This window comes from Streptomyces sp. MspMP-M5 (genome assembly GCF_000373585.1).
Taxonomy (GTDB): Bacteria; Actinomycetota; Actinomycetes; order Streptomycetales; family Streptomycetaceae; genus Streptomyces.
Genome location: NZ_KB891853.1, coordinates 360,631 through 374,432, shown reverse-complemented (window position 1 = coordinate 374,432; position 13,802 = coordinate 360,631). Strand labels below are relative to the sequence as shown.

Sequence of the window (13,802 nt, the reverse complement as noted above, 5' to 3'; positions counted from 1 at the left end):
CATCCGACTGGAGAAGAAGTGACGACCGTAACCGAGCCCGACACCGTCACCCTGACCATCCGTTTCGAGGTCACCGAGACCACGGTCACCGACGTGGAGTCCACCGTCACGGTCCCCGCCGACATCGCCGATGACGACGAGGCCCTTCAGGACTGGCTCGACGAGAACGTGGACCAGTGGATTGACGACCTCGACACCGACGACGCCCACGACATCACACACGACGTGACCGACGTGTACGGCACCGACGCCTGATCTCACGCAAACCAAGGCGCCCGCCCCCTGCCATCGGAAGTGGCGAGGGACGGGCGCCCGGCGAAACCCGCTGGTGAGGCGGGTCGCGAAGCGGTGGTGCGCTTCGCCTGATGATGCCAGCCGACATCGCCTTCAAGGATACGCACGATGCGCTCTCGCTCTACCCACGGCGCCGTAGCCTTCAACGCTTCGGACGCTCAGTTCTTCGCCAACGACACCTTCCACGTGGTCGTCACCTGGGGTGATGGTCGAGCCGCCGTCCACATTCGGCAGGCGCAACCGACCATTCACTTCTCGCACGAGATGAAGTGGGCCCACAACCCCGAAGACGTCGACCCGAACCGCCTTCTTGACGAGGTGCTCCGGCACGCCCAGCTCGCGGGCCGGGCGGAAGCCACCGATCATCTCGCCGTCCAGGCGATCAGGAACCAGCACGAACCACTCAACTGGGTCGCGCCTGTCGCCATGCCGGCTGGGGACCGGGCCCGGTACGGCCTGATGGGAGCTGCCGCATGAACGGCCGTAGCCATTTGGGCTGCCCTCGATGCCGAATATCCCTGTCGGTCTGCCTCACCGTTCGTGAGTGGGCCGTTTGCGACCTGTGCGGTTATGGGGGCCTCTGGGGCGAGTTCATGTTCTGTGACTGCCCTGGCTATGACTGCCTGTCCGACGGCGAGGGCGAGTGATGCTCGCCTCGCCCATCCGCCTCGACACGGCCGGGGCGCTTGGCACCCCGAAAGAACTCGACCTGGACAACCTGTCGCCGGAGGAGCTGGAGGAGATTGCGGCGCCCTGGCCGGTGCGCTGGCTCTTCCCTCCCGAGCCGGATGATCCCGACCGTGTGGTCAACCTCTTTGCTGGACCGGGCGGTTGGGACGCTGGTGTACGCGACGTGCTCCAACACGATCTCGACATTGTGGGCGTCGAACTCCACAAGGACGCCTCGGCCACCGCCCGAACCGCCGGATTCAGCCGGATCACCGCGGACGTTCGATCCCTTGACCCGAAGCATCCAGCGCTGCGCTGGGTTCGCGGGCTGATCGTCTCCGCTCCCTGCCAGTGCTGGACGCCGGCCGGGAAGCGTGCCGGGTTGGACCCCGCGAACCAGGAGCTGTTGCTCGACGTATTCACGATGGCCTTCGAAGCGACCTTCGGGCACTGGCACGACAGCGGCGAATGTGGACCTTGCGAGGTGGCCGACATCTGCCTGATCTGTAGCGACCCCGACTGGGACGGGTACGCAGGATTCACCGGCCCCCTGCTCACCCTCGACGAGGTACGCGCTCCAATCGCCGGAATGACGGACGAGCGGATCGGGCTGCTCGCCGAGGTGCTGATCTGGTCGCTCACCCTCACCGCCCAATGGGACAACCTCCGCTGGCTCGCCATGGAGCAGAGCTCGGCTCTTCCTGAGCTGATCCTTGACGGGATACGTGAAGAGCTGTGGTCGGCGGACTGGTGCAGCGCCGAGTACCGCGTCCTGGACGCCGTGGACTATGGGCTCGCGTCCCGGCGGAAGAGGGTCTTCCTTATGGCCGCCCGTCACTCCTACGTCGACATGGCCGCCCTCACGCCCAAGGCACCCTTGCCGATCACCACGGCGGCCGAGGCCCTCGGCTGGCCCGCTGGCATCCGCGTCAATACCCGAGGCGTCCGCAAGACGGCGGGCGGCAACTGCTGGAGCGCGGACAAGCCCGCGACCGGCATCACCAGCAAGATCCGCGGTTGGTACTGGGAGCACGACAAGGACAGGAAGTTCTCGCTCGACGAGGCCGCGCTCCTGGTGGGCTTCCAGGCCGGCTACCCCTGGACCGGCTCCCGCTCCTCCTGCACGCAGCAGATCGGCGATGTCGTCGCCCCGCCCATGGGCTGCGTCGTCCTCGGCTCGCTCCTCAAGGAGCCGTGGGAGCACAAGCTCCGCACCCACCTCAGCAAGATCTACGGCCGCCCGGCCGACCATTCATCACCGAAGGAGAGCCACATGGACAGCACAGCCACGACCGAGGTGGACACCGAGTACGGGAAGGTCACCGTCCGCCGCGTCGCGAGGGATGACGTCCCGGAGGAAAAGCGGGCTTGGACCGCTTCCTACGAGGTCACCGGGCCACGCATGAAGGGCCTGGTGCACGTACAGCCCCAGTTCAACAGGGGCGAGGACTTCGAGCTGCTGCCCAGTCAGGTCGAGGTGGTCATGAGCACGAACCGGTACAGCAAGTCGCACGCCGAGTTCACGGTGAACGGTGTGGAACTGGACGACACGCATCTGTTCCACATTAACGGACCCGAGGACGCGAAGCGGTTCTCCTTCTTCAGGAAGACCGACAACTTCCGCCGCTCTGAGCTGTCCGACGCAGGGGAGGCCCGGACCCGTGCCGGCCTCCGGGCCGTCTTGGAGGCGCATTACGCCGACGCCCTGTTCGTGCACGATCAGGCGGTCTCGTTCGCGAGAGCCCGCAGTCAGAGCCGCCACTGCGAGACTCTCCGCGCCTTGGAAGGCAAGATTGCGGAGGCCGAGGAGCTGGAGCAGGTGATCGAGGGCCTGCGACATCGCCTTGGCGTGCTCGGTGACCTGGAGGAACTCGCCGCGGCTCAGCGTCCGACCGCATCCGTGGTGGACGCACCCGAGGAATCCTGCGCGAACGTCGTGGAGCTCAGGCCAGCCTCGGAGAGCGGGGAAGTGGTGATCGAGGGGCTTCGGGCCGGAGACCGTGTTCGGGCCACAGGCAACAACACCCTCGGCCGTACCGTCACCCGAGAAGGCGTGCTCTTGGTCGACCCGAAGATGGCCACCGTTCAGGACTGGGGTAAGCGCGTCAAGAAGTGGCGCCTCTACATCGACGAGCCGGGAGCCGACCCGACCCGCTCCAACTCGGTAACCCTCGGGCCGGACGCGACAGTCGAACGCCTCGGCGCCGAGCGGCAAATCAGCCTGATTGCGGCAGCGTGAGGTGCGCCCACATAGCTGTGCGCGAGCAGATACGTAAGCGCCGCTGAAAGCTGAAAACCAGAAGGGAACCAACACGATGAAGACGTCACTGATCGGCTTTGCGGGTGCCGCCCGCTCCGGCAAGGACACCGCGGCCTCGTTCCTTGTTGAGCGCGGCTGGCAGCGCAAGGCGTTCGCTGACCCCGTGAGGAACATGCTGTACGCGCTGAACCCTGACCTCCGCGCTCCCGGGGGTTCCTCGGCGTGGCCGATCTTGCCGAGCGCGTGGACACCTACGGCTGGGAGAAGGTGAAGCGAGTACACCCCGAAGTGCGCCTCTACCTTCAGCGGCTGGGCACCGAGGCCGGCCGCCAGGTGCTCGGCGAGGACGTGTGGGTGAATGCCTTGTTCCGCGACTACGAGACGTGGACCAACCCCACTGTCATCAGCGACGTACGGTTCCCCAACGAGGCCGGCGCCATCCGGAAGCGTGGGGGACTGGTGGTCGAGATTCGACGGCCCAGTCAGGCGCTGATCGAGAACTCCAACCACGTCAGCGAAAACGCCCTCGCAGGCTGGGACTTCGACGTGACGATCCTGAACACCGGCACTGTGGAGGGGTTCCGGGCGAGCGTCGAGGCCATCACCTCTATCTGATTGCGATACTTGCGCATGCTGGACTGATTGCGTAATCTTGACTGCGGAAGGGAGGGAAGCCTCGTGAGTACCACCATCAACAGCCCGGCCGAACTTGACGAGTTGCCGGACGGCTCCGAGTTCGAGGACGCCGAGGGCGACAGCGGCCTGAAGGCGAGCGGGTTCGTCTATCTCGTCCCAGGGTTCGCACAGCCTGTGCGGTCGGACTTCTTCGCCTATCCCGTCTCGGTGAAGGGGATCGGCGCCGCGTGAGGATCATCCCCCGCAGGGAGGAGATCGACGCGGTGAAGGCACTCCTGGAAGATCCCGGCTTTGACAGTGCCGACCAGATGGCCAAGGCGCTGATCAAGGAGGTCGGGGAGATCCTCCAGATGCGCGACTGGTTCGCTCTCGTCCACACCTGGCACGACGGAAGCCGCGGGCTCAACTTCGCGCCCTTCGGCAACGAAGCAGAGGCCCGCGCCTTCGCCTCGAAGATGGCGTTCGGCGGGGCCGGCCGCCTCGTGAAGCTCCACTCGCCCGGCCTGATGCTCGCCAACCACGACGGCAGGAAGGGCTGGAAGGGCTTCTGCCAGCACCCCGAGTGCGGCCACGCCCCTTTCACCCACTCCGCCGCAACCGCGGCACGGGGCGCCTGCCAGATACCGACCTGCCCATGCAGCAAGTTCCGCAAGTAGACCAAGGAGAGTCAGGCATGACCATCAAGGCCGTCGACTTCCGCACATGCGAGTGCGGCGCCAAACGCGCCTTCGAGGACGAGCGCATTGCCGAGAAGGCCCTCGGCAGGGCGCAGGCGAAGCGCCACCGCGCGGGGGACCGGCGAGGATCTCGACGCGGTCTGTACTGCGAGAACCGCTACTACGAGTGCGAGTTCGGCATGTACCACCTGACCTCGCAGTCCCGCAGCGAGTGCCACGGGGTCGCCGCTTGAAGCACAGCGAGAAGGCTCTCTCGAATGGCTGGGGCTGGGTGCTCGGAGTCTCCGGCCAGAAGTGCCGGGTGTATTCCCGGCCCGGCCGCGCCCCAACGGCAGACCCGAGGGAGCTGCTCGCCCAGGTGGCCGAGCTCCTTGGCGTCTCCGACCCGACACTTGCGCCGGCCTGCATCCGCAGGCTCAAGGCGGACCAGAGAAGGGCGCTGAAGTCGGCCGCCCTTGCATGGGAGACCGTGCACTCCCTCGCCGACACCCAGCGAGACGAGAGGCCCGCCCGTTGAGTCAGGGCGGCAGTAACCGGCTCCTGACGCCGGAAGAGGTGGCCGCCTGGCTCAAGGTCAGCGAGATCACCGTCAAGAACAAGTACCGGACGTGGGGGTTGAAGGCCCAGAAGGTCGGCCGCCTCCTGCGCTTCCGCGAGCGCGACATCGTCGCCTATCTCGAAGATCACTACGGGTAAACGGCGCAACGTTGCCTTGCCCCAGCAACAGAAGGGGGCCATATGGCAACCGTCTTCCAGAAGTGCAAAGAGGACGAGCAGGACCGCTTCTACCCCTGCGAAAAGGCGCGCTGCGGTCACAAGTGGACCGTTCGTTACCGAGAGCCGGGCGGGCGGACCGCGAGACAGAGAGAGAAGAGCTTCGCTAAGAAGACCGGCCCTGACGGCGCCGACGCGTTCGCTATCAAGGTCGAGCACGACAAGGGCATGGGCATCTACCTCGACCCACAGCGGGGAGCGATCACCCTGCGGGCGTGGGCGAAGGACTGGCTCGAACGGCAGATCCTCGCGGAGGGAACCTTCCGGAACTACGACGGCTTCATCAGGAACCACCTCGTTCCCCACCTTGGGCGCAAGACCCTGGCTGGACTGGCGAAGCCCGACTTCGAGCGGTTCATCGCCGCCCTGCACCACAAGGGCGAGGGCATGGCTGCCTCAACGATCAACGACCGCATGAATATCGTGACGGCGATGCTAGACGCCGCGATCATAGAGAAGCGAATATCGGAGAATCCAGCCAAGGGCGTCAAGCTGCCTCGGACGAGCACGATGGCCGTGGACGAAGACGAGATTCCAACCCTGGAAGAAGTCGATCTCCTTGCCCATCACATCTCGCCGCAGTACCGCCTGACGATCTACTTGATGTCGGGTGCCGGCCTTCGTCCCAGCGAGGCCCTGGCCTTCGCTTGCGAGTGCCGACGGACCGAGTTCATCAGGATTCGCTGGCAGGTCAGCGCCAAGGCAAACGCTGGCGACAGCCGGACCACTTTTGTGCCATTGAAGCACCGTGCCGAAGGCGAGTATCGGGATATTCCGATCGCCCCTTTCTTGGAAGAGGAGATTGACGCTCACGAGGAAAAGTGGGTGCCGATCCCCGTTGCCTTCAAAACAAAGTCCGGGAAAGATCGGCAGCTCGAAGTCTTCTTCGCGCCGCGTGACCGGGGCAAGGGCACCATGCCGACTGCCAATACCTTCGGCTACCACTTCAAGAAGGCGTGCATCGCCGCCGGCATCGTGGACGAGAACGGTAAGCCGAAGTACACCCCCCACTCGCTGAGGCACTTCTTCGCCTCGACGGCCCTGGCGAACGGCATCCCGATCCACGAGGTCTCGCGCTGGCTCGGCCACAAGTCGATCAAGATCACGGTGGACACGTACGGGCACCTCGTTCCGGGGGCCTGGCACCGGTGCCGCGAGGTCATGCAGAACGCCATGCGGCCCGTACCGTTGGACGTGGCGGGCACCGCTACCGAGGACACTGGGGACTACGGGACTGCTGCGTGAGTGTGCTGACCTGCGAAGACCGTGCTGATACTGTGCTGACTTGGCCCGTCAGAACTAGCGTTTCCGCAGGTCAGAGCGTTGTGGTGGAAGTTCCGCTTCAACGTGTGACGGGCGCCATAGCGATGATGTAGCGATCTGGCAAATGTGCAGGTCAGGCGGGGTCGACCCTTTTCGGGGTCGGCCCCGTTGTCGTACCCGGTGCTGGATAGACTGACGTCTCGTCACCTGTCGTCATCCCTGGTTATCCGAACCGCCGCTGGATCGGAGCTGGATGTGGCTGATGGTCTGCCGACTGGATCAGGCCGTGCTCGGCTGCGGATCCGTCGCGGACGGGGCTGCGGTGGGGCGCGTTGGTGCCGTTGGCCATGGGCGGCCGATGCGGCCGCTCAAGGCTGGGTCCACTCACCGCGGCGGGCGACCACCGCATACGACACGAGGTCGTCCCGCTCAATGCGCAGCTGCTCCCTGTCGGCAGCGCCGTACCGCGGGCGCAGCAGCCACACCGGTCGGTGGTTCTTCGCGCCCGCGATATCCGTGCATACCCACTGTTTGCCGCTCGCGACCGCGACGACGAGATCGCCGATCTTAGGATGCGTGTCGTTCACAGAGCATCCGCCTTGTTGAGCGTGGGCTCGGTGAGTGCAGCGTCGATCTCTTCGTCGGCTGCCCGGCGCAGCGCGCCGGGCTCGGCTGCTGCGTGCCTGCATCGAGCGGGACATGGGTGCCGTGTTCCGCATGCTCAACAGTCGCGGTGTCAGCACGCGGCGGATCGCCGCATCCGCCGACATCACGCAAGGGCGGCTGTACGACTACATGAACGGCAAGAGCCGGGTAGAGAAGCTCAGCCTGTTCGAGCAGATCGCGGACGCCTTCCGCATCCCTGGCCACCTGCTTGGACTGGCACGCCGGTCGTGGGAACCCGCGCCCGCGGACCCAGACCACCAGCGGGCCGACCGACCGTCACCAGACGGTGACGACCTGGCGGCGATGGCCACGACTCCGGCCACGACGACCGCCCCAACCGCCACTTCGCCCGCGCGCTTCCCTTGGCCCGCGCCTCCCGGTGACCTCCTGCTGGCCGCGAACGTCGCCGCGAGCAGCAGCCATCTGGCCCTCCACGCCGGGGCCGCCGCCTGGGCCCGGACCGGGCTTGACCTCGCCACACGGGGACCGCGCGTTCCCGCGCTGACGGCGCGACTGAACACGATGCAGGCGCGCGCCCTGGCCGTCGCCGCGCAACGCATCCCAGCCGCCTACGCCCTCGACGCCGCCCGGCGTGACCTCGACGGGGCGGCAGATACCGACCACCCGTGGCTGAGCCCGTTCGACGCCGCCGCGCTGGCGAGCGAATCGGCGCTGATCCTTCGCGACTTGGACCAGCTCGACGACGCTCTGACGCATGCCGAACAGGCCGTCGCACTACGGGAGTCGGGCCGGGAGCGGTCGCTGGCGTTGAGCCGGATCGCACTGGTGGACATCCACGTCCGCCGGTGCGACGTGGATACAGCGGTGAGCGTCGGCCATGACCTGCTCAGCACAAGCCCCCCCCTGGGTTCCGTCCGAGTCGTGCAGCAGCTCGACGAGCTTCGCCGGCTGCTGGAGCCGCACAGGGCATACGGGCCGGTGCGGGAGTACCTGGTCCGGTTCGACGATGCGCGCAGGGCCAGAATGCTGCTCCTGGCCGACCTCGTCCCGCCATCACCGGGAGGCACCCCCGGTGCGACGTGAAGTCACATCGCACGCAGAGTCCGCAGGAGAGGAGACGTGTCATGCGGACCTGACCAGTGACCAACGGTCAGTCCCCAGCCTCCGGTGCGCCGGGAGTAATCCCGGGGTGCTGAGCGGAGGTGGTCAAGCCCAAGGGCTCGCGGGCCATTCGCAGGCTACAGGCGAAGGGGAAGTCCGGAAGGGTGAGTGAAAACGAACTCTCGTCGACTCGTCGTCAGACTTACACCGCGCAATGGCCAGTATTCGGCGGTGGAATCCTCTAGGGCTGGGAAGCCCAGCGCGGCAGGCCCCCATCGGGGAGGGGCCTGTGGGTCACCGCGGAGGACGGCGGAAAGAGAGCACCCCACCCGGACGCAACTGCACGATGTGGAACACGGAAACCCCGTACGGGTCCGGCCTCGTCAGCCGGTAAGCCGAAGGTAACGGAGGCAGAACCCCCGTGCGGGAACAGGATGGTCCAAGAAGCGAACGCCACCAGGGCGAAAGCCCAGGGGAAATGGCCGCCGACCAGGAGTCTCCACCTGGCGGCCTATAACCCGGTGGACACCAGCCTGTGGCTGGAGCCGAAAGGCGGCTGACGTGGACCAGGTAGGCCATGAAGAGACGACGGACAGGCACTTGTACCGAGGCGCAAGTTGGACTGAAGGGAGGCCGCGTTGACCGAACTGGTCATCGCCGAAACCCGGATGAACGGACCCGAGGGCGACGCCGAGTTCTGGCACAGCATCGACTGGAGCCAGGAGGAGGCGTCTGTAAAGCGGCTGCGACAGAGGATTTTCAGGGCTGCCCGCGAGGGTGACTTGAAGCAGGTGCGTAACCTGCAAAAGCTGATGCGGCGTTCCAAGGCCAACACGTTGACGAGTGTCAGGCGGGTCTGCCAGGTCAGCACCGGCAAGAAGACGGCGGGAATCGACGGGCAGAAAGCTCTGACTCCGGCGAAACGGGGGAAGATGGCGCGGCAGATACTTGCCGACCCCATGTCCAACCCCAAGCCCGTACGTCGTGTGTACATCCCGAAGGCGAACGGCAAGAGGCGCCCTCTGGGCATCCCGGTGATCCGGGACCGGGTCGACCAGGCCAGGTTCAAGAACGCTCTGGAACCGGAATGGGAAGCCCGGTTCGAGGCCAGGAGCTACGGCTTCAGGCCAGGACGGGGAGCCTGGGACGCCATAGAGATGATCTTCAATGTCGCCGGGCGGAAGACCGCCAAGCGACTATGGGTCCTCGACGCCGACCTGTCGGCCGCCTTCGACCACATCAGTCATCAACACCTCATGGACTCCGTCGGCCTGTTCCCGGGACGACGGCAGGTCCGGGGATGGCTGAGAGCTGGGGTCATGGAGGACGGGCGGTTCGTCTCGACGCCTGAAGGCACCCCGCAAGGTGGCGTCATCAGCCCGTTGCTGATGAACATCGCCCTCCATGGGATGGGAGAGGTCATCGGAGCGAACCGTCCGCGGAACGCCAAGACGACCCCGCCGGCTCTGGTTCGGTACGCGGACGACTTCGTGGTGTTCTGCACCACGGAGAACGAGGCGATCAAGGCCAAGCATGACCTTGCCGAATGGCTCGAACCCCGGGGCCTCTCCTTCAACGAGGAGAAGACCAGGGTGGTGCACCTCTCCAACGGGGTGGACTTCCTCGGGTTCAACGTCGGCAGGTTCCGCGAGAAGCTGATCATCAAGCCGAGCCGGGATGCCCTGCAGAGCGCCCGAAAGAGGATCAGTGTCACGGCCAGGGAGAACAGCGGCTCGCCCACTGAAAGCCTGGTCAGGGCACTGTCACCATTCGTACGTGGCTGGTCCACGTACTACCGGACTGTCTGCTCGAAGGAGACCTTCAACCTACTGGACGCCCACACCTTCGAGGTCCTGAAACGCTGGGCCATGCGACGGCATCGCCGCAAACCCTGGGGATGGATCAAACGGAGGTACTGGGGCACGTTCCAGCCAGGCCGGTCCAGCAAGTGGGTGTTCGGTACTCCCGAGCACTACTTGCAGCAAGCCTCCTGGACGCCGATCCAGCGACATACCCTGGTCAAGGACGATGCCTCGCCCGATGACCCGGAGCTGGAAGAGTACTGGGGGAACCGTCGACGCAAGCGGGTGCAGGCGGTGGGAGAGCCCAAGAAGATCCTCTCCCTCGCCTACCGTCAGCGGGGGCTGTGCCCCAGGTGCGGACTGGATCTGATCGACGGAGCCGGGTTCGACCCGGACGACGTTCAGGACTGGGTCAAGTGGTTCACGGGGAGCCTCCGGGCGATCCACGTGCACCACCTGACCTACCGCAGCAAGGGCGGCAGCGACCACCCGAGCAACCTGGAACTGATCCACACGACCTGTCATCGCCAAGTTCACGCTGACGACCGGAAGCCTGACACCCAGCGGCAGCCACAGGCCAGCTTGAGCCGGATGCGGGGATGACTCGCACGTCCGGTTCTGAGGGGGCCGGGACGCAGCAATGCGTCCCGGCTACCCGACTATGAGGCCCATCGCACCCAATCCCGCTGACGTAGAAGCCTGGAACGCTACCTGGCCGAGGGCAACGCCAAACAAGCCCGCAAACGCGTCGCCGCCGACGTGCTGCTACGCGATCCGGCCGGACGCATGCTCTTGGTGAACCCCACCTACAAGCCCGGCCGGGACCTCCCTGGAGGCATGGCCGAGGCAAACGAACCGCCCGAAGACGCAGTAGGTCGCGAACTCGCCGAAGAACTGGGGCTCACGATCGTGCTCCACGGACTGCTGGTGGTGGACTGGGTCGCCCCGCACGGGCCTTGGGACGATCAAATAGCCTTCATCTTCGACGGCGGAACCCTGACCCAGGACCAAGCCGACGGGCTGCACCCCACCGACCATGAGCTGTCCGAGGCCGCCTTCTTCACAGCCGAGGAAGCCGACAGCCGACTCGGCGACCGCATCCGGCGCCGTTTCGAGTTCTCGCTACTGGCACTCGTCACGGGAAGGCCACAGTACCTCCGGGACGGCACACCCGCCATATGACTGTCCTCTCCAGATGTTCCTGACGAACGGCGCAGTGAGAAGCGCCTCCGGCCCAGCCAATACCGGAGCGGAGGCGCGCCATCACCAACTCAGCTGGCGCTCATTCCACGGTCAGGCCATTCGCTTGCCTGCTCGTACATGGCGTTGATCTTTCGTGACGCCTTGAGAAACAAGTAGTCGATATTGCCGTCGTCTGACTGTGACCTACGTGCACTCTTGTCCATCGTCAGGTGCCGGGTCATCTCGGAAGGGTCTTCGCCGAACGAGTAGACAATGGCGTTGAGATCCTCATTGATCTTCTTGAAATAGACCAGCGCGGCCACTGCTACCACTCACCGTCTCTTCGGCACATGCGGTGACCGCCTTCTGCAGGCCGGTGAAGTCGGTCTCCAGCGGGCTGAGGCGCTGCAGGCTGGACAGCCTGATCGTCTTCTGGCTCGGGCACCGTTCGTCCAGGACTCGGGTGGCGAGGACGTAGAAGGTCCACTGGTCGAGGTCCAGGGGATCGAGGGTCTGCTTGTCCTGGTGGTGCAGTAGGCAGAACACGTACACGTCCGAGCGGCGCAGTACGTCCGTCGACGTCTTGCCGGTCTGGGCATCCCAGCCGGAGGCCGGTGCGATGGAGAAAGATATCTCCGACAGCTGGGACTGTGCCCATGACTGCAGGTATGCCGCCGACTTCACCTCGACGCGGCATTCCTCGGGCGTACGGATGTCGACGGTGTCCCATTCGGCGCGGGTGCCGGTGGCGGCGCCAAGGGCCGTGGCCACGAGGTACTCGGCTAGGACACCGCGCATGGTGTTGTTGGCCAGGTCAGAGCAGGCCCAGCTCCAGAACTCGCCGAGCCTGCCCACCGTTTCACCGCGGGTCCGTATCGGCTCGGTGCCGCTGCGGCGCCCGATGGGTAGCGGGCCAAGACCGGGAGTGCTCATAGTCTCTCCTGACGAGGGTCTGGGGCGAGTGATGCTCATCCTGACAGCAGCCACTGACAACAGAGTTGGACTCTGAGCGGAGCATGGGCTGCGACCGCCGTACCAGCGTGGGCAGGGATCGCTGCTACCCGGAGCTTGCACAACGGGGCGGCGTCGGGACTGCTAAACGAGCTGGCGACCGAGCTGCGCCGCAAGCAGCGGAACCCCTACGTCCGAGACGTTCTCCCCAGCCTTGAGGAGCGCATCTCACAAGATGGTCGTTGTGGTCGGCGGAGGCGCATCCGGGCTCACCACTGGAGTCGTGCTCTTGGAGGCCGGGTTCCGGTGCGACTGGTGGCCGAGGCGCTTCGGTGACGTCGTGGTGTCGACGGTCACGCAATTCCCCAGTTAGGGCGTCACTGTCCCCAGACAGGCGTTCGGGCTCTCACCGCCTTCCGCCAGCATCTGGCCCCCGGGGGAACCCTGGTGGTCGTCGGCCTTTCCCGGGCGCAGACCGCCGGGGACTACCTGCTCGGCGCGGCCGCCAGCCCGTTGAACGCCGTCATCGGCTGGCTCAAGAACAAAGGCCGCAGGGCTCCCCGGCCGGTCTCGATGACCGCCCTGACCCGACCAGCGGACATGAGCTTCTCCGACATCGTCCGTAAGGCCCACGACACCCTGCCCGGCGCACGGCTGCGCCGTCGACTGTTCTGGCGCTACACGCTCGTATGGCATCGCCGTTGAGCGGACCCCAAGATCACCCCGCCCGCTGGACAGAGCTGGGGCGGGTGTCTCACCAATCCAGCCCTCGCAGCTCAACATGCCCGTCGTTGACTAACGTCGTTGAGAAGAGACAGGCCCGATTGGTGGAGTAGCACTTGGTTTCCCATGCTCGGGTCCAACACCCGGGTTGACTTCCAGTCGTCATAGCGCGGCATGGGGTAAAGGCGCAGGTCAGCGCCGCTGCGAGCCACCTGGTCGCGGCCTGAAATGCCGTTTGTCGTTTACCCCGTCGTTTCGGGGGTCGTTTCCCCCCTCCTTTCCGTGTACGTCCTTGGATGCGACGCCCCACCGCCGCCCGTAGCCGCAGGTCATGCGTGCAGCGAGCCACCCGTGGGCGAGGGCGACTGTATTTCTGTGCAGCAAAGCATCCCGATCTACCTGTAACGGCCCCGGGCGCCTGGCGGCTCGCGAGCATGCCGGCACCGGCCTCCGTGCCCAAACTCAATGAGTTTCGCTTCCTGTTGTAGCTGGTGAATTGAACGTTGCTGAATCACCTGGACGCGTGGCGATGCTCAGGCGTAGCCGGAGGTGACGTCGCGCCACGGGATGATGCATCGCGGTCTGAGCCGTATGAACAAGGAGCCGGGCGCATCCCGCATGGTGTGTGGGGTGCGCCCGGCTTGGTTGCGGCGGGTGGTTGCGGTGTGGCGTCCGTCTGGGAGGGCTGGGCGAGCCGGAAGGCGCGCGGCTGGCCTGTTTGGTGTGGGCGGTGGGCGGGGGAGCGGGGTTCGTTCGGTCCGGGTGGGCGGTCGGTGTGGAGGTTTCGGGTTGGCGGTGGATGTGGTTGGGGCGGTTGAATCCAGTGCAGATTGTTCCGGAGTC

The 13,802-nt window shown here is 65.7% G+C and carries 14 protein-coding genes, 1 other RNA gene and 2 pseudogenes; 14 read left to right on the top strand and 3 right to left on the bottom strand.

All coding sequences use genetic code 11. From position 1 onward, the window contains the following. The first annotated feature begins 18 nt into the window (after positions 1-18). The 10 genes from B073_RS0101675 to B073_RS0101630 all read left to right on the top strand — a co-directional run bounded on the left by B073_RS0101675 (position 19) and on the right by B073_RS0101630 (position 6,555). A complete protein-coding gene (locus tag B073_RS0101675; protein ID WP_018536355.1) occupies positions 19-255 on the top strand; it encodes a hypothetical protein in 237 nt (78 codons plus the stop codon). A 58-nt stretch (positions 256-313) separates the two neighbouring features. Next, positions 314-381, top strand: an RNA gene (locus tag B073_RS43200) — hammerhead ribozyme type II. A 21-nt stretch (positions 382-402) separates the two neighbouring features. Beyond that, complete coding sequence (locus B073_RS0101670; protein ID WP_018536354.1) at positions 403-771, top strand: hypothetical protein; 369 nt, start codon at positions 403-405, stop codon at positions 769-771. A 169-nt stretch (positions 772-940) separates the two neighbouring features. Then, on the top strand, positions 941-3,202 hold the full coding sequence (locus B073_RS45115) for a DNA cytosine methyltransferase (protein ID WP_026246948.1): 2,262 nt from the start codon (positions 941-943) through the stop codon (positions 3,200-3,202). Between the two features lie 243 nt (positions 3,203-3,445). Further along, complete coding sequence (locus B073_RS38845) at positions 3,446-3,838, top strand: hypothetical protein (RefSeq protein WP_051093882.1); 393 nt, start codon at positions 3,446-3,448, stop codon at positions 3,836-3,838. Positions 3,839-3,901: 63 nt separating this feature from the next. Further along, a complete protein-coding gene (locus B073_RS0101655) occupies positions 3,902-4,090 on the top strand; it encodes a hypothetical protein (RefSeq protein ID WP_018536352.1) in 189 nt (62 codons plus the stop codon). Beyond that, positions 4,087-4,515, top strand: a complete 429-nt coding sequence (locus B073_RS0101650; RefSeq protein ID WP_018536351.1) for a hypothetical protein — start codon at positions 4,087-4,089, stop codon at positions 4,513-4,515. The genes B073_RS0101655 and B073_RS0101650 overlap by 4 nt, the downstream gene beginning before the upstream one ends. A 17-nt stretch (positions 4,516-4,532) precedes the next feature. Then, on the top strand, positions 4,533-4,769 hold the full coding sequence (locus B073_RS0101645) for a hypothetical protein (RefSeq protein ID WP_018536350.1): 237 nt from the start codon (positions 4,533-4,535) through the stop codon (positions 4,767-4,769). A gap of 280 nt (positions 4,770-5,049) precedes the next feature. Further along, positions 5,050-5,232, top strand: coding sequence for a helix-turn-helix domain-containing protein (locus B073_RS0101635; protein ID WP_026246946.1), 183 nt, complete (start codon positions 5,050-5,052; stop codon positions 5,230-5,232). Positions 5,233-5,274: 42 nt separating this feature from the next. Continuing rightward, the gene (locus tag B073_RS0101630; protein WP_018536347.1) at positions 5,275-6,555 is read left to right on the top strand and encodes a tyrosine-type recombinase/integrase; all 1,281 of its coding nucleotides are present in this window, start codon (positions 5,275-5,277) and stop codon (positions 6,553-6,555) included. 386 nt (positions 6,556-6,941) lie between these two features. Here the strand turns inward: B073_RS0101630 and B073_RS0101625 are convergent, their stop codons facing one another. After that, positions 6,942-7,160, bottom strand: a complete 219-nt coding sequence (locus tag B073_RS0101625; protein ID WP_018536346.1) for a hypothetical protein — start codon at positions 7,158-7,160, stop codon at positions 6,942-6,944. Positions 7,161-7,272: 112 nt separating this feature from the next. Here B073_RS0101625 and B073_RS38840 point away from each other — a divergent pair, with 112 nt between their 5' ends. The 3 genes and pseudogenes from B073_RS38840 to B073_RS0101610 all read left to right on the top strand — a co-directional run bounded on the left by B073_RS38840 (position 7,273) and on the right by B073_RS0101610 (position 11,285). Next, entirely contained in the window at positions 7,273-8,283 is a 1,011-nt protein-coding gene (locus B073_RS38840) for an XRE family transcriptional regulator (protein ID WP_234024964.1), read from the top strand. Positions 8,284-8,939: 656 nt separating this feature from the next. After that, entirely contained in the window at positions 8,940-10,706 is a 1,767-nt protein-coding gene (gene ltrA / locus B073_RS0101615) for a group II intron reverse transcriptase/maturase (protein WP_018536345.1), read from the top strand. 58 nt (positions 10,707-10,764) lie between these two features. Then, positions 10,765-11,285, top strand: a pseudogene (locus B073_RS0101610) (NUDIX domain-containing protein). Between the two features lie 89 nt (positions 11,286-11,374). Here the strand turns inward: B073_RS0101610 and B073_RS46185 are convergent. Both B073_RS46185 and B073_RS38835 read right to left on the bottom strand, forming a co-directional pair. After that, positions 11,375-11,608 carry a hypothetical protein gene (locus B073_RS46185; protein ID WP_158690073.1) on the bottom strand — a complete coding sequence of 78 codons (234 nt, stop codon included), beginning with the start codon at positions 11,606-11,608 and terminating at the stop codon, positions 11,375-11,377. After that, a complete protein-coding gene (locus tag B073_RS38835; protein WP_018536343.1) occupies positions 11,574-12,218 on the bottom strand; it encodes a hypothetical protein in 645 nt (214 codons plus the stop codon). The genes B073_RS46185 and B073_RS38835 overlap by 35 nt, the downstream gene beginning before the upstream one ends. Before the next feature lie 417 nt (positions 12,219-12,635). Between B073_RS38835 and B073_RS38830 the strand changes: the two are divergent. Beyond that, a pseudogene (locus B073_RS38830) lies at positions 12,636-12,941 on the top strand (SAM-dependent methyltransferase); the annotation flags it as partial. Positions 12,942-13,802 lie beyond the last annotated feature (861 nt).

What these genes read in the sequence shown, in the direction of transcription:
- B073_RS0101645 (WP_018536350.1), top strand. Translation starts at nt 4,533, where the DNA reads ATGACCATCAAGGCCGTCGACTTCCGCACATGCGAGTGCGGCGCCAAA.
- B073_RS38840 (WP_234024964.1), top strand. Translation starts at nt 7,273, where the DNA reads ATGGGTGCCGTGTTCCGCATGCTCAACAGTCGCGGTGTCAGCACGCGG.
- B073_RS0101670 (WP_018536354.1), top strand. Translation starts at nt 403, where the DNA reads ATGCGCTCTCGCTCTACCCACGGCGCCGTAGCCTTCAACGCTTCGGAC.
- B073_RS0101630 (WP_018536347.1), top strand. Translation starts at nt 5,275, where the DNA reads ATGGCAACCGTCTTCCAGAAGTGCAAAGAGGACGAGCAGGACCGCTTC.
- B073_RS45115 (WP_026246948.1), top strand. Translation starts at nt 941, where the DNA reads ATGCTCGCCTCGCCCATCCGCCTCGACACGGCCGGGGCGCTTGGCACC.
- B073_RS38835 (WP_018536343.1), bottom strand. Translation starts at nt 12,218, where the DNA reads ATGAGCACTCCCGGTCTTGGCCCGCTACCCATCGGGCGCCGCAGCGGC.